The organism is Microbulbifer elongatus, assembly GCF_020524885.1.
GTDB classification, from domain to species: Bacteria; Pseudomonadota; Gammaproteobacteria; order Pseudomonadales; family Cellvibrionaceae; genus Microbulbifer; species Microbulbifer elongatus_A.
Genome location: NZ_JAIVKJ010000001.1, coordinates 17,189 through 35,324, shown reverse-complemented (window position 1 = coordinate 35,324; position 18,136 = coordinate 17,189). Strand labels below are relative to the sequence as shown.

16 protein-coding genes and 1 riboswitch are annotated in these 18,136 nt (G+C 58.9%); of the genes, 7 read left to right on the top strand and 9 right to left on the bottom strand.

The features are described 5' to 3' along the window. Positions 1 to 34 precede the first annotated feature (34 nt). A riboswitch (cobalamin riboswitch) is annotated at positions 35 to 217 on the bottom strand. An 18-nt stretch (positions 218 to 235) separates the two neighbouring features. The 3 genes from LC059_RS00140 to LC059_RS00130 are packed head-to-tail and all read right to left on the bottom strand — an operon-like array spanning position 236 to position 2,845. Then, complete coding sequence (locus tag LC059_RS00140; protein WP_226701832.1) at positions 236 to 1,012, bottom strand: ABC transporter ATP-binding protein; 777 nt, start codon at positions 1,010 to 1,012, stop codon at positions 236 to 238. Continuing rightward, complete coding sequence (locus tag LC059_RS00135; protein ID WP_226701831.1) at positions 1,009 to 1,998, bottom strand: FecCD family ABC transporter permease; 990 nt, start codon at positions 1,996 to 1,998, stop codon at positions 1,009 to 1,011. The genes LC059_RS00140 and LC059_RS00135 overlap by 4 nt, the downstream gene beginning before the upstream one ends. Further along, positions 1,985 to 2,845, bottom strand: a complete 861-nt coding sequence (locus LC059_RS00130; protein ID WP_226701830.1) for an ABC transporter substrate-binding protein — start codon at positions 2,843 to 2,845, stop codon at positions 1,985 to 1,987. The genes LC059_RS00135 and LC059_RS00130 overlap by 14 nt, the downstream gene beginning before the upstream one ends. Before the next feature lie 146 nt (positions 2,846 to 2,991). Here LC059_RS00130 and LC059_RS00125 point away from each other — a divergent pair, with 146 nt between their 5' ends. Beyond that, positions 2,992 to 3,375 (top strand): DUF6249 domain-containing protein, encoded by a 384-nt coding sequence (locus LC059_RS00125; RefSeq protein ID WP_226701829.1) that lies wholly within the window; start codon positions 2,992 to 2,994, stop codon positions 3,373 to 3,375. Between the two features lie 22 nt (positions 3,376 to 3,397). Here the strand turns inward: LC059_RS00125 and radA are convergent, their stop codons facing one another. Next, on the bottom strand, positions 3,398 to 4,792 hold the full coding sequence (gene radA, locus LC059_RS00120; protein ID WP_226701828.1) for a DNA repair protein RadA: 1,395 nt from the start codon (positions 4,790 to 4,792) through the stop codon (positions 3,398 to 3,400). Positions 4,793 to 5,003: 211 nt separating this feature from the next. Here radA and LC059_RS00115 point away from each other — a divergent pair, with 211 nt between their 5' ends. The 6 genes from LC059_RS00115 to LC059_RS00090 all read left to right on the top strand — a co-directional run bounded on the left by LC059_RS00115 (position 5,004) and on the right by LC059_RS00090 (position 11,853). Beyond that, entirely contained in the window at positions 5,004 to 5,717 is a 714-nt protein-coding gene (locus LC059_RS00115) for a 4'-phosphopantetheinyl transferase family protein (RefSeq protein ID WP_226701827.1), read from the top strand. Positions 5,718 to 5,799: 82 nt separating this feature from the next. Beyond that, entirely contained in the window at positions 5,800 to 6,531 is a 732-nt protein-coding gene (locus tag LC059_RS00110) for a hypothetical protein (RefSeq protein WP_226701826.1), read from the top strand. Next, a complete protein-coding gene (nqrF, locus tag LC059_RS18020) occupies positions 6,528 to 8,390 on the top strand; it encodes an NADH:ubiquinone reductase (Na(+)-transporting) subunit F (RefSeq protein ID WP_226701825.1) in 1,863 nt (620 codons plus the stop codon). Before LC059_RS00110 ends, nqrF begins: the two co-directional genes overlap by 4 nt. A 49-nt stretch (positions 8,391 to 8,439) precedes the next feature. After that, positions 8,440 to 8,973 (top strand): DUF411 domain-containing protein, encoded by a 534-nt coding sequence (locus tag LC059_RS00100; RefSeq protein WP_226701824.1) that lies wholly within the window; start codon positions 8,440 to 8,442, stop codon positions 8,971 to 8,973. 7 nt (positions 8,974 to 8,980) lie between these two features. Beyond that, the gene (locus LC059_RS00095; protein ID WP_226701823.1) at positions 8,981 to 10,981 is read left to right on the top strand and encodes a copper resistance system multicopper oxidase; all 2,001 of its coding nucleotides are present in this window, start codon (positions 8,981 to 8,983) and stop codon (positions 10,979 to 10,981) included. A 5-nt stretch (positions 10,982 to 10,986) separates the two neighbouring features. Next, positions 10,987 to 11,853, top strand: a complete 867-nt coding sequence (locus LC059_RS00090; protein ID WP_226701822.1) for a copper resistance protein B — start codon at positions 10,987 to 10,989, stop codon at positions 11,851 to 11,853. Positions 11,854 to 11,910: 57 nt separating this feature from the next. Here the strand turns inward: LC059_RS00090 and LC059_RS00085 are convergent, their stop codons facing one another. From LC059_RS00085 to LC059_RS00065, 5 genes are all read right to left on the bottom strand, one after another. Beyond that, on the bottom strand, positions 11,911 to 12,948 hold the full coding sequence (locus tag LC059_RS00085; RefSeq protein WP_226701821.1) for an alpha/beta hydrolase family protein: 1,038 nt from the start codon (positions 12,946 to 12,948) through the stop codon (positions 11,911 to 11,913). Then, a complete protein-coding gene (locus LC059_RS00080; RefSeq protein WP_226701820.1) occupies positions 12,945 to 13,901 on the bottom strand; it encodes an alpha/beta fold hydrolase in 957 nt (318 codons plus the stop codon). Before LC059_RS00080 ends, LC059_RS00085 begins: the two co-directional genes overlap by 4 nt. 178 nt (positions 13,902 to 14,079) lie before the next feature. Further along, positions 14,080 to 14,448 (bottom strand): cupredoxin domain-containing protein, encoded by a 369-nt coding sequence (locus tag LC059_RS00075; protein WP_226701819.1) that lies wholly within the window; start codon positions 14,446 to 14,448, stop codon positions 14,080 to 14,082. Further along, positions 14,448 to 16,715 (bottom strand): heavy metal translocating P-type ATPase, encoded by a 2,268-nt coding sequence (locus LC059_RS00070; RefSeq protein WP_226701818.1) that lies wholly within the window; start codon positions 16,713 to 16,715, stop codon positions 14,448 to 14,450. The genes LC059_RS00075 and LC059_RS00070 overlap by 1 nt, the downstream gene beginning before the upstream one ends. 62 nt (positions 16,716 to 16,777) lie before the next feature. Further along, positions 16,778 to 17,977: a permease gene (locus tag LC059_RS00065; protein WP_226701817.1), complete on the bottom strand. Its 1,200-nt coding sequence runs from the start codon at positions 17,975 to 17,977 to the stop codon at positions 16,778 to 16,780. Positions 17,978 to 18,136 lie beyond the last annotated feature (159 nt).

Sequence of the window (18,136 nt, the reverse complement as noted above, 5' to 3'; positions counted from 1 at the left end):
CGCAAACAAGCCCAGACAAAGCCCTCCGCTTTATCGTCAGTGGTTTGCTCGAGGCCGGTATCGGGCTTAGCGTTTCCTGAGAGAGTCAGAATTTGCATCACCGTTGCGGGGGCAGCGCCGGAATCAAAATACATTCACCGGACTTCCCGTTTAACCCAGCCAAGCCCGCCACTCTTGATGGCGTGTGCTACTGGGCACCTGAAGCGGTGGCGATTATAGCGGATTGTGTAACGGGCTACACCAGATCACCGGTGACAAATTCCGGGCGCCCATCACGCCAGCGGAATTCACTGTGAACACCGTAGACGTCGCCCACCTGTTCCGGCGTCAGCACATGCTCGGGAGAGCCCTGTGCACGCAGTCGGCCGCCTTGCAGCATCACAATGTGATCGCAATAGCGCGCCGCCAAGGGGAGATCGTGCAGGGCGAGAATTACCGTCTTGCCACTATCGGCCTGCTGGCGGAAGGTCTGCATCAGCTGCAGCTGGTGGCGGATATCGAGCGCTGCGCCGGGCTCATCCGCGATCAACACTGGAGCCTCGCCTACCAGTAATCGCGCCAGCTGTATACGCCGTAACTCGCCACCGGAAAGCTGGGTGACCGGGCGACGGGACAATGACACGGCGTCAACATCTTCCAGCGCGCGCGACACCCGCTCGCGCTTGTGCTGACTATCGATACTGCGTCCCCAGGGTAGTAGCCCCAGCGCTACCAGATCTTCCGCCACCATCGACCAAGCTGGCGATTCCTGTTGCGGCAAGTAAGCCAACAGCCGGGCGCGCTCTGCAGCAGAAACACTAGCTGCGGCGCGATCTCCAAGTTGCAACCTTCCCGTCGCGGCAGGCAGAGCACCCGCGAGACAACTGAGAAGACTACTCTTGCCGGCGCCATTGGGACCGATCACCGCGGTGAGTGCTCCCGCGCGAAAGTTGCAACTGATGGTATCCAGAACCTGTCGCTGGTTGCGCGACAAGCAAAGGTTTTCGCAGTGTATTGGCAGAGGCTCGTTCACAGGCTCGCCTCCCGTCGTCCTTTGACGATCAACCAGAAAAAGAACGGGGCCCCGATAAATGCCGTTACCGCACCGATGCGCAATTCCTGGGTTCCTACCGTATTCAGCACCAGCACGTCGGCGAGCAACAGTAACAACGCACCGGCCAATGCGCTGGCCCATAACAGTCGGCCGGGATCCTGCCCCACCAGCGGCCGCATCAGGTGTGGGACCACCAAACCAATAAACCCGATGGTGCCAGCCACGGCAACGGAGCTACCCACAGCGAACGCAATTCCAAAAAGCACCAGTAACGGATAACGTCTTCCGCCAAATCCCAATGAGGAGGCGCTGGCCTCCCCCAGAGACAGTGCGCGCAGATAATTGCGCGAGAAGAACAGGAACAGCGCGCCGATGAGGACAAACGGCAACGCGAGCAATACCTGGTCCCACCCCCGGTTCGCGAGTGAACCCAGCAGCCAGAAAACAATTTCCTGCATCGCAAACATACTCGGTGCGTAATTGAGGGCCAGTGCCATCAGCGCGGACAAAAAAGCGTTGATAGCCACCCCTGCAAGTACCAGCCGGCTTGCACTGGCGCCACGCCCGGCAAGCAGCCACACACTTGCCACGGCGAGTAGCGCACCCAGGATTGCCAACAGCGGCAACACAAGCCCGATACTCACCGCGCCGTAATACAGCACCAGAATCGCCGCCAGTGCCGCCCCACTACTGACACCCAGCAATGCGGGTTCCGCCAGTGGATTGCGCAACATGCCCTGCATGGCGGCGCCGCCCAGGCCCAGTGCCGCGCCCACCAAAATGGCGAGCACCGCCCGCGGCAGGCGCAACTGCCAGAGGATGACCGCATCGCTACTATCGCTGTACCAGCCATCGACAATTGCCGCCGGGATGTCAATCGATACCGGACCGCTGGACAACGCCGCCAACATGGCCAGCGGCAGCGCACAGGCTAAAAGGGTCAGAATTACTTTACGGTTGGCCAACAATTTCTTTTCTCTTTTCCATCAGCTGCTGCAGCACTTCCACAGCGGCCAGTGCCGGGCAAAAGCCCAACTCCTGCGGCAAGCGATACACACTGCCCGTGTCGATATAGTTGCGCAACACCGGATGGCGCTCCGCCAGATGCGCAATGGCAAAGTCCTGATCACTGCCATAGAAGACCAGCAGCTGTGGCTGTAAAGCAATCACCTGCTCCAGGCTTACCCGCCCCAATTGTTGAATACCCTGTTGCGCGGCCAGATTGTTAAACCCCGCGCGGGTCAACAATTCGTGTTCGAGCATGCCGTCGCCATAGGTGATGTTATTTGCGGAAAGAATCAGGGCACCGGGGTTGCCAGCAGCGGCCTCGGGAGCCTGATCCAGCAGCGACTGCAGTTTGCTGCGCTGTTGATGCAGTTCCGGCAAGGCTCCCAGAGTCTGCTGCAGAGATGCCAGTTGCTGCTGTAGCTGCGCCAGGTTGTAGGCGTCGGGAATGCGCACAACATGCAAACCCAGCTGGTCCAGGCGCTGCGATGCCCGCTGGGCACCGTATTGGCCGGTCAGTATCAGGTCGGGCTTCAACGGCAGTAATTCCTCCGCCTGTGCCCTGTTCAGGTATACATGCTCGGGCAATGGGGCGCGCCGATAGTGTTCCTCTCCAGACAGCCAGGTCACCGAGACAATTCTCTCCGGTGCGACCCACTGCAGCAGGATCTGGTCCATGCATAAATTAAGAGAGGCGATTCTGGCCTGGGCGTAGGCCGGCGCAGAGATCAGCCCCTGCATCAATAACACTGCCGCAATCGAGGACAGAAGCCGCAGGCCTCTGAGAATATCCCTGTATTTATTCATTTTTCCGGTGACACTGGTTGAATTCGCCCCTGCCACTGTCAATTGAATCCACACACTGCATCCAAATCGATTGCTCGGCACATCCTACTGGCACCAACGATGAATTGTTAATGACACACCCTTAATAACCAACCCTGGAGCACAACATGAATGAGGGCACCCTGGCGCTGCTGGTTCCTTTCGGATTTTTCCTGCTGGTCGGCGTTTCGCTGTGGATGGTACTTCACTTCCGCACCAAACGATCCCTGGAAATACAGCAAACCCTGCGCATTGCCATGGACAAGGGTCTGGAACTATCACCGGAGCTGATTGATCAGATGGGAGCCAGCAATAAACCGCACCCGCAAAAAGACGTGCGCAAGGGTATTGTGTGGATTGCCGTTGCCGTGGGCACTGCCCTGTTTGGCTACTGTGTACCCGATCCGAGCAATCAGGCCTTCTCCGCCATTCTGGCCATCGCCGCAATCCCCCTGGCTATCGGCCTGGGTTACCTGGCCCTGCACCGGTTTACCCGGGCGCAGGCTGCCTGACCAGGCAGCCTGCCGCCAGCGCTCAGCTCATCTCGATGGCGTTGAGCGCCTCGGCCAGCGTTTTCACCGCGATCACTTCCATACCTTCGATATCGTTTTTCAGACGGTTACTCGCCGGCACTATGGCCTTGCGAAAGCCGTGTTTGGCCGCCTCGCGCAATCGCTCCTGCCCTGAGGGTACAGGGCGGATTTCCCCGGCCAGGCCGACCTCGCCAAACACCATCATGTCGCGGGGCAGCGGGCGGTTGCGAAAACTGGAGACCACGGCAATCAGCAGCGTCAGGTCTGCACTGGTTTCCACCACCTTCACACCACCAACCACATTGATAAACACGTCCTGGTCGCCGACCAGTACACCGCCGTGGCGGTGCAGCACCGCCAGCAACATGTTCAGTCGATTCTGATCCAGGCCCACTGCAACACGGCGCGGGTTACCCAGGCTGCTGTCATCCACCAACGCCTGCAGCTCCACCAGCAATGGTCGTGTGCCTTCCCAAACGGACGTCACCACCGAGCCGGCGGCAATCTCGTCTGCCCGCTGCAGGAAGATGGCGGAAGGGTTGGAGACTTCCTTGAGACCCTGTTCGGTCATGGCAAACACACCCAGCTCGTTCACCGCGCCAAAGCGGTTCTTGTGCGCGCGCAGGGTGCGGAAGCGGGAGTCGTGGGTGCCCTCGAGCATGATGGAGCAGTCGATGATGTGCTCCAGTACTTTGGGGCCGGCGAGGCTGCCGTCCTTAGTCACATGCCCCACCAAAATCAGCGCGGTGCCGGTCTGCTTGGCAAAACGGGTCAGGTAGGCGGCACTCTCGCGCACCTGCGCTACCGAGCCCGGCGCGGACTGCACCTCAGCCATGTGCATGACCTGGATGGAGTCCACCACCATCACCTTCGGCTTTACTTCACCGGCGGTGAGGCAGATCTGCTCGACATTGGTCTCGGACAGCATCTGCAGGTGGTCCGCCGGCAGCCCCAGGCGCTTGGCACGCATCGCCACTTGCTGCAGGGATTCCTCACCGGTCACGTACAGCGCCGGCAGGGTTTGCGAAAGGTGGCACAGGGTCTGCAGCAGCACCGTCGACTTGCCGGCACCGGGGTGCCCGCCAATCAGCACCACCGACCCGGGCACCAGCCCACCGCCCAGCACCCGATCCAGTTCGCTGGCATTGGTGGGGATACGCGGCAGCTCGCTGAGGTCGATCTCAGACAGCTTCTGCACCTTGCCCTGCCCGGCAGCGCCGGCATAGCCGGCCTGGGCATCGGTAAAATTGGCGGAGCGACTGTCTGTGTGCGCCGGCCCCAGCCGTACTTCACTCAGGCTGTTCCACGCCCCACAGGCGCTGCACTGTCCTGCCCATTTGCTGTAGTCGGCACCGCAATCGTTGCACACGAAGGCGGTTTTTGATTTCTTGGCCAAAAGCTCTCCCCTTGCGGGACACTGGATGTTGAATATTTCGCACCGGTGGGCGCTACATGATACGTGCACAGCCCCGGAAGCCGCAGAGTTTACCCTTCCCCGGCGCCCAGCCCAAAGTCCTGCCCCGAGCAACTCACCAACAAACTCTCCCCGGTGGCACACCGGGCGCCCAGCGCTTAGCATTACCGCAAAGCACAAGTTTGTTAGCTCTATGACACTTCCCGCAGTCTGGCTGCTCCGCAGCGATGAAATAGCTCCCGGCAGCCCAGAGGCCCGGGAGCTCGCCACCCTGTTGTCGGCAGAAGAACACCGGCGCCAGGACAGCTACAAGCATACGGAGGGCCGGCATCAGTTTCTTTTGAGCCGGGGACTGCTGCGCAAGGTACTGGGGAAAATCAGCGGAAAGTCGCCGGACCAGCTGGAGTTCGATCGACTGCCAAGCGGCAAGCCTCTGTTGGTGGATTTTCCTGAATTGCACTTCAGCCTCAGCCATAGCGGTCAGTGGATCGCGCTGGCGGTCTCCTGCGAAGCACCCATCGGCATCGATATCGAGCAGCCGAACAAGCCACGGGACTTTTTACGCATCGCCCGCCACTATTTCCACCCGCAGGAATGCACGCTACTGGAATCACCACCGCGCGAGCTGATGCCCATGCACTTCTACCGACTGTGGACGATGAAAGAGGCTTTCTTCAAGGCCCGCGGCACCGGGATTTCTGAAGGCTTGGGAAGGATTAACCTGGCCCGCTTCCACCTGGGGGAAGGTGCCGAGTTCGATGCGGAACTGCCAGATACCGACGCCTGGAATTTTTATTACTCCATGCTGCCCCTGCCGGATACCACGCACCTGCACCTGGCACTGGCGGGCACCGACCCAGCCCTGGGAGAGCTCTCCCAGAACAGCATCCGCCGGGGGTTTGACTGACGCCCGTGGGACATTCACACCCCAGCTCGATAAACTGAAAAATCAGTACAATTTACCTCTGGCTGCAACCGACATAAAAATAATGAAAACTGCATCCCTATCGCGCAAAGTCCACAAGTGGCTGTTTCTGTTTGTCGGTGTCCAGGCCCTGTTGTGGACCCTGAGCGGCGTTTACATGGTGGTGATGGACCTGGACTTTATCCACGGCGATCACCTGGTCAAAAACCTGCGCGAGCCGCTGCCGAAGGAGCAGGACATCCTGGCGCCCACCCAGGCATTACTCGAACGCTATAGCGGGGTGAAATCCATCCAGCTGAAAGCGCTGCAGGCATCCCCCTACTACGTGATCCAGGCCGCGGATGGCACACACCTGGTCGACGCCCGCAGCGGCAGCGAAGTCTCGCCCATCGATGGCGACCGCGCCCGCACACTGGCGGAGCATTACTATTCCGGCAGCGTGCCGGCGGCGTCCGTGGAGCTGATTACCGACAACCCGCCTACCGAAATACCGTCCCGCGCACTGCCCCTGTGGCGGGTCAATTTTGACGACCGTTACGGTACCAGTCTTTATATCAGCCCGAATACCGGCGCCCTCGTCACCCGCCGCCACAACTACTGGCGCGCGTTCGATTTCTTCTGGATGCTGCACATCATGGATTACGAGGAGCGGGCCGATATCCATAACCCGCTGCTGCTGACCGTCACCATCATCAGCCTGACCGGCGTACTCGCGGGCCTGATCCTGCTGTTCTACAGCTTTGCGCGCAGGGAAAAAGCGGCCGGCACCGCGGCCGCGGCGGGAGGTGCACAGTGAGTTTCATCAAAGCTGCACACAAGTGGCTGAGTCTGGTGATCGGCGTGCAGCTGGCGCTGTGGCTGGCCAGCGGCCTCGCCTTCGCGCTGCTGGATTCCAATATCGTCAGCGGCCGCCATCTGGCCGAGCGCCAGGAGACCGCGCCGCTCTCCGCCGGCACATCGCTGGTACCTCATAGCGAGATTGTCGGCCTTTATCAAAACGCCGGTAGCAGCGTGGTGGATATCCGCCTGCAACCGGGGTTTGACCGCCCGGTGTACCGGGTACAGACCAGTGAAGGGGTCGAGCTGCGCGATGCGCAAAGTGGCAACCCGCTGGTGATCGACGCTGCGCTGGCCACGGCAATCGCCGCGCGTGATTACGCCGGCGACGACAGCCTGATCGGCAGCCCGCAGCGTCTGTCACAGCCAAATATGGAATCCCGCCGTCACGACGGGGCGATGTGGCGTGTCGATATTGCGGATGACGGCAATACCAGCCTGTATATCTCCGCCGCGGACGGCCGCGTTCTCGAGCGCCGCAACGACACCTGGCGGCTGTTCGATATCTTCTGGATGCTGCACATCATGGACTACACCGAGCGCCAGGATTTCAACAATCCGTTCGTGGTGGTTTTCGGTATCGGCGCCCTGCTGCTGTCCATTTCCGGCTGTGTGATGCTGTTTTCCAGCTTCTCCCGCCACGACTTCAATCTGCTGGCCAAGCTGCGCGGCAGTAAGGTGGCGATAACCCTGCTCGATCAGGCCGCCACCCCGGTGCAGGAGCTGGCCTTGCCGAGCGGCGTCAACCTGTTCGACGGCCTCGCCGCCAGTGGCGTGCAACTGCCCTCGAACTGTGGTGGCGGCGGTAGCTGTGGTTTATGCCAGGTACAACTCGACGCCGACGCGCCAATCACCAGCAGTGAAAAAGCCCTGCTGTCCGCGGCACAACTGGCTTCCGGCCAGCGCCTCGCCTGCCAGCAGCGCGCCGTGGCCGCCACCCGCCTGACACTAGATGACAGTGTGTTGCAGGCCGGTGCCTTCACCGCCGAGGTAAGGGAGACCCGCTTCCTAACGCCGTTTATCAAGGAAATCCGCCTGGCGCCGCAAGGCCAGCCCCCCTTCGGCTTCCGCGCCGGCAGTTTCGTGCAGGTGGAGATTCCTCCGCACCAGTTGCGCCTCGCCGATACACCGCTGGATGCACAGTACCGCGATGACTGGCAGCCGTGGCTCAGCGCCGCCAGCAGCGCTCACGCATCGCCCCTGCGTCGCTCCTATTCCATGGCGAACGCGCCACAGAAAAACGCGGACGGCGACGACACCATCCTCCTCAATGTGCGGATACAGCCGCCCCCCGCAGGACAGGAAACCCTGGCCGCGGGCGCCGGCTCCAGCTACATGTTCAATCTGCAGCCGGGCGATCAGATCCAGCTGAGTGGCCCATTCGGCAGCTTCCATGTGCAGGACAGCGAGCGTGAGATCATCCTGATTGGCGGTGGTGCCGGTATGGCACCTCTGCGCTCGATGATTGTCGACCAGTTACGCAATCGCGGCACACAGCGGCCAATGCGTTTCTGGTACGGCGCGCGCAATCTGCGCGAGGTGTTTTATGCGGAACTGTTCGATGAACTGGCGCAGCAGCACGACAACTTCCAGTGGCAACTGGGCCTGTCAGACCCACGCCCGCAAGATGCCTGGCAGGGCGCGACCGGTTTCATCAGTGATATCGCCGCGGACAGTTACCTGCGCCGGCATGCGGACATCGGCAATTGTGAATTTTATCTGTGTGGGCCGCCCGCCATGCTGCGCGCAAGCATCGCCATGCTGCAGCAACTCGGTGTGCGCGAAGAACAGATCGCGTTTGATGATTTCGGAAATTGACAGAAAAAATGGTGCGAAGACGTGCCCCACACAAGGTTGAAACCAGCTTATGAAACAGACTACTTTTTTGCGTACCCTCGCCATTTCCGCATTGCTCGCCCTGACTGCCTGCGCCAAAGCCGATCGAGACCATAAGGTGAGTGAAGACAGTACCGATGGGACCTCCGCGGCCATCGCCCCCGTTACTGCCACGCTGACCACTTATAAGAGCGCCACCTGCGGCTGCTGTGAACTGTGGGTGGAACACGCCGCAGACAACGGCTTCGAAGTCGACGCGCAGAACGTTTCGGACCTGAATGCCGTCAAAGACAAGTACCAGATTGCCGCGGAATTCCAATCCTGCCACACCAGCGTGTCGCCGAACGGCTATTTTTTCGAAGGGCATATCCCGGCAAAACTGATTCGCCAGTTCCTGCAAAATCCACCTGCGGGTGCCCGTGGCCTGGCGGTACCCGCCATGCCTCTCGGCAGCCCCGGTATGGAAGTAGGCGACCGCTTCACCCCGTACAAGGTGCTGCAACTCAATAAAGATGGCAGTACCGCGGTATACGCGAGCATCGATCGTATTGAACAGCAACACTGAGGAACTCATGGACAGGATCGAAGAACCCCGGGTTGCACTTCCGTCCCTGTCCCGTCGTCGCTTTGTCACTGGTGTTGCCGCAGGCGCCGCGCTGCTCGGCATGCCCGCGAGTGCCAGCAGTGCTGTACCCCGTGCCAATCCCACGCCGCAGACACTGCGCGGCAACCAGTTTGACCTGCACGTGAATTATCAGCCGGTGAATTTCACCGGCCGCGAGCGCACCGCAGTCGCCACTAACGGCTCGGTGCCCGGCCCTATATTGCGCTGGAAAGAGGGAGAAACTGTCACCCTCAATGTCACCAATCACCTGGCTCACGACACCTCCATCCACTGGCACGGCATCATCCTGCCCACCGGAATGGACGGTGTACCCGGGCTCAGCTTCAACGGCATCCGCCCCGGCGAAACCTTTACCTATCAGTTTGAGTTGAATCAGAGCGGCACCTATTGGTACCACAGCCACTCGGACTTTCAGGAGCAACAGGGGCATTATGGTTCCATCGTCATCGACCCGGCAGAGCCCGATCCGGTCGCCGGCGATCGCGATTACGTGGTGATGCTCTCCGACTGGAGTGACGAATCCCCCCACGACATTTACGCCAAGCTCAAAAAAGAGGGGCACTACTACAATCGCCGACGTCGCACCGCTGGCGACCTGTGGGATGAGATCCGCCAGAAAGGGGTCGCCCAGACATGGCAGGACCGCAAGATGTGGAACGAGATGCGCATGTCCGATCGCGACATCTCTGACGTCACCGGCTACACCTATACCTACCTGATGAACGGCCAGCCCCCGGACGGCAACTGGATGGCGCAATTCAAACGAGGAGAGAAGGTGCGCCTGCGCTTTATCAACGGCTCGGCCATGTCCATTTTCGATATCCGCATTCCGGGGCTGAAAATGACGGTGGTGGCGAGCGACGGCCAGAACATCGAGCCGGTCACTGTGGATGAATTCCGTATCGGCGTCGCGGAAACCTATGACGTCGTGGTGGAGCCGGTGGACGACCGCGCCTATACCCTCTTTGCCCAGACCATCGATCGCAGTGGCTATGCGCGCGGTACCCTGACGCCGCACCCGGAACTGCACGCCGAGGTCCCGCCAATGGATTACGCCCCTGTCCTCACCCACCGCGACATGGGCATGGATCATTCCGGCCACAATATGGGCGGCATGAGTGGCATGGACCAGAGCGGCCACGATATGGGCAACATGGGTGGCATGGATCACAGTGGCCACGATATGGGCAGCATGGGCGATATGGACCGTAGCGGCCATGACATGGGCAGCATGAGCGGCGTGGATCACAGTGGCCACGACATGGACAGCATGGGTGGTATGGACCACTCACAGCACGCCGGCATGCAAGCAGCCGCTGCCGGACAATACAGCCTGCACGGCGGCCGCCCCGAACTCGGCGGCATGCAGGGCGTCTGGTATACCGATGGCCTCGGCCGTGCCGGACATGGCAGCAGCAGCCGTATCGTGCACCTGCCCAGTGAATACCGCTACGGTGTGGATATGCGCTCAGAGATGCCCGGCAACGGACTGAACGATCCCGGCATCGGACTACGCGATCACGATACCCGCTACGGTCGCCGGGTACTTACCTATGCGGATATCCGCAACCTTACCCCCACCCTCGACAGGCGCGAGCCCACCCGCGAGCTGCAACTGCATCTCACCGGAAATATGCACCGCTACATGTGGTCGATGGATGGAATCAAGTTCAACGATGCCGAACCCCTGATGCTGAAATACGGCGAGCGTATCCGCATCACCCTGGTGAACGACACCATGATGACGCACCCCATTCACCTGCACGGCATGTGGAGTGAACTCGAAACCGGCGACAGCGAGTACATCCCGCGCAAGCACACGATCATTGTGCAGCCGGGCTCCAAGGTCAGTTACCTGGTGACCGCCGATGCCTACGGCCGCTGGGCCTACCACTGCCACCTGCTGTACCACATGCCCGGCATGTTCCGCGAAGTAAGAGTGGTGTAAGGACGATGCAATTGATCAGAAAAACGCTTCTGGCAATAACCCTGGCCGCGCCGCTGGCGCACGCCGCGGAAGAATCGCACACGCAGCACACCCATTCGATGCAGGACGATGAACACAGGGCCCATCAGCACATGGGGCAAAACTATCCGGCACCGCAAGAGGCCAGGCCCCCCGCTGCACCGAACCTCCGTCACGCCCCCAACGAACCCGATCACGTGATGGACCACGAGCTGCTGCTGACCAAGGTCACCATCGACCAGCTGGAGGCGCGCGAGGACGATGGCAGCGCGCTGGAAGGCAGCGTGTGGTTCGGCGGCGACAAGCACAAGGCGTGGTTCAAGACGGAAGTCGAGCGGGCGGAAGGCGAAACGGAAAAGGCGCTGTCTAGAACGACTAAAAAAGAGTTGCAAGCACTGTACAGCCGCGCCATTGCCCCCTTCTGGGATCTGCAGATGGGCGTGCGCCACGACTTCGAACTGGAAAGCGACAGCCGCAACTGGGGTGTCCTTGCCCTGAACGGGCTCGCGCCCTACTTCTTCGAAGTGGATACATCGCTGTTTGTCGGCGAAGACGGGGACACCGCCCTGCGCCTGGAGGCGGAATACGAGCTGCTGTTCACCCAGCAGTGGATTCTGAGCCCGGAAATTGAAGTGAATTTCTTCGGCGAGAATACCCCCGAAACACACACTGGTTCCGGCCTTTCCGACATCGAAGCCGGCCTGCGGTTGCGCTACGAATTTACCCCGCAGTTTGCGCCCTACATAGGCGTTAATTACGAGAAAAAATTCGGCAACACCGCGGACTTCGCACGTGACGATGGGGAGGCTACCAGCGAGACGACCTGGGTTATCGGGTTGCACGCCTGGTTCTGATCAACCACAAGAGCCCGCCATAAGGCGGGCTCTTGTGTACATTGATCTATGGAAGCACTAGCGCTGGGACAAGCGGGCAAAGCCCCCGGTAGCCAATGCGAGCGTATCGGACGCCAAAAAGTCCCGCGCTTGCGATATCCCCTTTATCTCCGCATCCAGGAAAGCCAGACTGACCGCGTTGGCCATCATCAACGCATCGGTCTGCGGCTCCGCATCCAGTTCCAGACGACAAATCAAATTTCCGAAATAATGGTCGGTGCCCTCGGTTACCAGCAGTCTGTTCAGTCCCTTTACACCACGTTCGTAACTCATCGCGTGCAGTCGCCAGTCGCGGAAAAAGCGCGCCTCCACATCCCAGGTACCCGTTGTCACCAATTGGGGAACCGTCATGTTCTGCCAGCTCTGCTCATCAACCATTTCAAACATCGGGCCGGGAGGGCTAAAGGCTACGACAGCCTGAAAGCGCCCGTCACGCTCCTGCAAGCGCTCGTCGCCCCCGGGGATTGCGGCATCAGCGCCACCCAGCATCTGCGCAGTGAATGCGCCAAAACTGTGACCGGCGGCGACGACTCGATCACGGTCAATGCGTCGATTCAGCTCCGCTGCCTGGTCTGCAATGGCATTCAGGTTATCGAGGATATTGATCAGGTCGCGGGGGCGCTGCTGCATCACGCCATCCTTACCGTATCGCGTCATCGCCCAAATACCGTTCAGCAAGCCTCCCGCATCCCGGTGATCAGGCGCTAACACCACGTAGCCGTGGCTCACCCAATGGCGAATGATGCGATCGTAGGCCCGCCGATTGGAAAAATTGCCGTGGGAAAACAGGACCAGCGGATAGCTACCCTCCGTTTCGGGGTAGAACGCGGTCAAAGTCAGAGGCCCATCCCGGGTGGTGAGATTGATTGCGGGAATGATTGCGATGGGATTGGGTCCGGGATCGAGACCATAAATTGCTGACAGTTGCGCGTCTGCCGCTAACGGCTTTGCCTCAGCCAAGACCACCGGAGCAGGCTTGAAAGCCAGGGAATAAAGTCCCCAGCTACCGACCAGCAGGGTAACGACAACCAGAGTTAACCGCCTGAGGAATTTCATTCGCCGGCCTCCTGATCAACAAATGCAAGTAAATCCTGCATTGCGGTATCCACGCCCTCAACCGGTAACAGGTGCCCGGCACCCGGGTAGATTCGCAGTGCCACCGGACTGCCACCGCGCTCAATCAGCGCCCTGAACCGCTCGGCCTGGGCCACCGGTAACTGGGGATTTTTCTCTCCCCACATGACCAGTGTCGGCACCTGGATCTGGGGCAATACCGAGAGGGTCTCGGGAGATTTAAAGTCCTGCATTCGCCCGATAATTCCGCGCCGAATATCGCGATTACGGAAGTTGTGGATGAATTCGGTCTTAAATGTGTCACTAGCCCGGTTGTCTGCAGTCAGCCAATCTACAAAGTAGTGCAAAGACCAGTCCGGCAAGTATCGCAGTACCCAGTAGGCCCCATCCGGCAAACCACCGCTATCGGCTTTATCATGACCTTCCAGCCCACCGGAATTAACCAGCACCAGTTTCTCAACACGCTCGGGATACTCGGCGGCAAAGTTGAACAGGGTTGCTCCTCCCATGGAGGCACCAATGAGAATGGCGCGATCGATGCCCTGATGATCCATGAACTCACGCAAAGTACTCATGGTGCTCCGCAGAGAATAGTCTCCATTATTCGCCAGTGACGACAGGCCGTGTCCGGGCACATCGAATCGATAGACCGGGCGGTTGCGCGCCAGCTCCGACGCCCATGAATCCCACATACCCATGTGGAAAAACATCGCGTGCAGCAGGATCACGGGCGTTGTGTCGTCGTGCTTCAGACCATCGGCACGGTAGGCAATTTCGGCGTGTGGCGTTTTCAGGAAGGAGACATTGCGGGCAGCGTCACTATCGCGCAGCGGCTGGTCCCGATAGGCAATACCGCCATACACAGCAAACAACAATGATAGTGCCAGCAGCGTCCCCAGAAAACGCAGCGACCATTTCCAGATAAATCCCAACATAACCATCCCGCCCAGTGAATTTTACCCATCGCCAGCCGATAAAGATGTCGCGTTTCGGCAAGCGGTCACAGGGCCAGATAGCAATAAAAATGGCATTTATCAATTTTCGCCGAAATTTCCGGCTAGAGGGATGGAGGCTGCCAGTGCATGTGAACAAAATTTTCGAAATTCGAGGTCTCTATTCAACAACCAAAGTACCGCGATACATCTGCATCTGGCAGTGAAAGGGATATTCCCCAACATTCGCCGCTGGAATGGTGACTTCAGTGATCTGATCCACACCCAATTGCGCACTCACTTCCAGGTCGGGAAACAGCACCCACTCTGCACAGGGGGAGGCATCTTCCCGGCGGAAGTGGAGCACCATTTCCTCTCCTGCCGCAATGCGAATCCGGTCAGGCTCGTAGACCCCGTCTTTCACCAGTATTTCCAGCTTTTCGTCGGCACCGACAATCTGCTGTTTGCTCCCCTTGGGAGCCAGCCAGAACCACCAAACTGTCAATGCAATAGCAGCCACACCCAACAGGTTAATGAATAAAGAGGCCATTATTTTTCACCTCCATTATCGTTAGCCGAACTGTAAGAAGGTTTGAAAAAGCGCAGGCGGTTCGCATTGCTCACCACGGTGACAGATGAAAATGCCATAGCCGCGCCGGCAATCACCGGACTCAGCAACATGCCGGTAATCGGATAGAGCACACCGGCGGCAATGGGAATACCGAGGGTGTTGTAAACAAAAGCGCCGAACAGGTTCTGCTTGATATTGCGCAGAGTCGCTCGGGATAACTCTACCGCGTCGGCAACGCCGTGCAACGATGAGCGCATCAGGGTGACGTCAGCGGACTCGATCGCGACATCGGTTCCTGCACCAATTGCAAACCCTACATCTGCACGCGCCAGTGCCGGCGCATCGTTGATGCCGTCTCCGGCCATGCCCACCTTGGCCCCGCCCTTTTGCAGGTCGCCGACAATCTTCTCCTTGTCTTCTGGCAACAGATCCGCGTGCACGTGGTCTATCCCCAGCTGTCTGGCAACGGCCTCTGCAGTTGCCTTGTTGTCTCCGGTCAGCATCTCGATACGCAGGCCGAGCGCTTTCAGCCGCTCGACGGCGGCCTGGACATCTTCTCGAATAGGATCCGCTACGGCAATAATGCCAGCCATGGCACCATCGACCGCGGCGTACATGGCGGTGCGGCCCTGCCCGGCCAACGCCTGGGCCTTTTTTTGCCAGCGCCCGCTATCGATCCCCTCGCGCTGCATCAGTTTGCGATTGCCGAGGAGAATTTTCTTTCCACCCACTTCACCACTCACGCCGTGAGCGGTAATTGCTTCAAATCCTGTTACCTCACTGAGCGATAAATTTTTCTCCTTCGCCGCACTGACAATGGCTTCCGCCAGTGGGTGCTCTGAACGACTTTCCAGGCTCGCAAGCTGTTGAAGTAGAGCGTCGGTATCGCCATCAGTTTCAATATCGGTAAGCCTCGGCGCACCCTCGGTGAGCGTCCCGGTTTTATCCACCACCAGGGTATCTAGTCCCGTGGCCTGCTGCAGGGCCTTGCCATTGCGCACCAGCACACCATTTTCCGCGCCCTTGCCCACGCCCACCATCACCGACATAGGTGTGGCCAGCCCAAGCGCACAGGGGCAGGCAATAATCAGTACCGAGGTAAGCACTACCAGCATGTGCGCGACCTTCGGATCCGGGCCCCAGTTGTACCAGACGAGTGCGGCAATCACCGCGATGATCATGACACTGGGGACAAAAATCGCGGAGATAGTATCGGCCAGCCGCGCGATGGGTACTCGTGAACTCTGGGCGTTTTTCACCATCTGGATAATCTGCGACAGGCGGGTATCTGCCCCAACCTTTTCCGCTTTAAACAGAAGGCTGCCATTTTTGTTCAGGGTGCCCGCGGTGAGTGCATCGCCACCGGCTTTCTTTACCGGCAGCGGCTCACCGGTGAGCATGGATTCGTCCACCAGGCTTTCGCCCTCGACTACGCTGCCGTCCACGGGAATTCTCTCACCGGGACGCACCCGCAGTGTATCCCCTACCTGGAGCTGCTCGATGGGAATGTCCACCTCTTCGCCGTCACGAAGTACGCGCGCGCTGGCATCCTGCAATTGCAATAGTTTTTCTACCGCAGCGCTGGTGCGGCCGCGAGCGCGCACTTCCAGTGCCTGTCCAAGATTGATCAGGCCGATGATCATGGCACTGGCTTCAAAATAAACGTGGCGTGCGGATTCCGGCAAAAGTTGCGGTACCAGCACCACCAACATGGAAAATATCCACGCGGTGCCGGTACCCAAAGCCACGAGGGTGTCCATGGTGGCGCTGTGATGCCGAAATGCCCGCCAGGCGCCAGTAAAGAAGTGTCCTCCACAGAAGACGAGTACCAGTAGCGTCACCAGGCCAACGCTGCCCCAGGCAATTTGCTGGAAGCTGCTGTTTACCCCCATTTCTCCGGTAACCAGGCCCCAGACCATCAACGGGATTCCCAACCCCAAAGCGATACCAGCGCGCCACAGCAGTTGCCTGTAGTGGCTGTACTCTTCTTCGCGCTGCTGCTCACGCAGTTCCCGCGCGCTGGCCTGCACCAACTCTGCGCCATAGCCAGCAGACTCAACAGCATCTATGCAGTCCTGCGCAGCAGCATGCCCACGAACCGTCAGGGTTTTGTCGCCCAAATTCACTCGCGCGTCATCTACTCCGGACACATCGCCCAGCGCAGACTCGATTTTTCTCACACAGCCCGCACAGCTCACGCCCTGGAGGCGGAAGGTTTGCGAGGTGGCCGATGGCTTGTCACTCATGTTGTTCTCCATCAACGGATTCGTGACGCGATACTAAAAGGTTCCAGCGGGGGTAAGGCAAATCAATAGGGCAACAAAGCGCCCACTGCGAGCCACACAATGGCCATAAGCGCCAGCCCCAGTAGAACTCTGTCGCTCAGTTTGTCGGTAGCCAGGCTGGGTAAGCCCTTGGCTTTTATCCGCCAGACAAAAAAGAACACACTCAGCAGCAGGAAACCTAGGTTTAGGAAAAAGGTGTAATCAATCTTGAAGTAGGTACGCTCGGTAACGCTCTTACCGGTACCTGGCTGCGGCAACAGGTCTAGCGCGAGAAATCCGTAATGTAATAACAGGGCGGTAATCACTAGAATACACAGAAATATACCGAGAATATAAAGGGCCATTTTCCATCCGTAGTACTGGGCCTGAATACGCAACACGGGCAGCACGACCAAATCACTAAATATAAATGCCATGATGCCAGCAAATGCAACTCCGTTATCAAACAGAACGGCGGCAAGCGGAATATTTCCCATGGACCCGATAAAAGTAAAGAAGGCCGCAACGGGCCCCACTAGACACTGAACCAATACCTGCCAAAACGCTGGATCACTTTCACCGGAGCCGATGAACAGTGTCTGAAAAAACGATTTTGGAACGAAGCTTGCGATGATCCCTGCCACGGTGAATCCGATGGTCACATCTTTCCACACCATCTTCCATTCCATGACAAAGTGGTTCGCCACACGCTGCCAGCCCTCGGCACTGCGAATTAGCTCGCGCCAGTCAGGGACGTCCCCTCCCTCATCGCGGCCTTCCACCTGTCGCGCCTTTTCCCGGGCGGACTTCACCATCTTTTCCGACCGTGTCAGCCGCACCAGCAACCACATAAGCAGGATCAGGATCAGGCCACCAAAATACTCCCCGACAACAAACTGCCAACCAAGAAATACACCGATGACAATCCCTAACTCCACCACCAGATTGGTGGACGCGAGTAAAAAAGAGAGCGACGGGACCAATCCAGCGCCCTTGGCAAAGAGGGCTCGTGTTGTCGCTAACGCAGCAAAGGAACAGGAACTGGACACAAACCCAAAGAGAGTGGCCAAACCGACGCTTTTCGCGCCTGCCGTCCCCATGCTGCGACGCATACGCTCGCGTGTTACGAAAACCTGTATTGCACTGCTAATCAGGTATCCCAAAGCAAATGCCCAAAAGGCCATCCAGAACAATCCGAGCGTAGTCATGGCAGCCTGATGCCATTGTTCAAGAAAGGTGCTCACTGCGGGAGCCTCACTGTTCACGTTCAACATTTTTTACGGGCCATCGCTGACCCGAGTGCACTCACAGCATAGTGGATTCACTCGATTGGCATCGGAGGATTGGCCCAGGCTATAAGACCAATAAGAAAGCATTTACTTTTCTTACTCGAAATCGGTGCT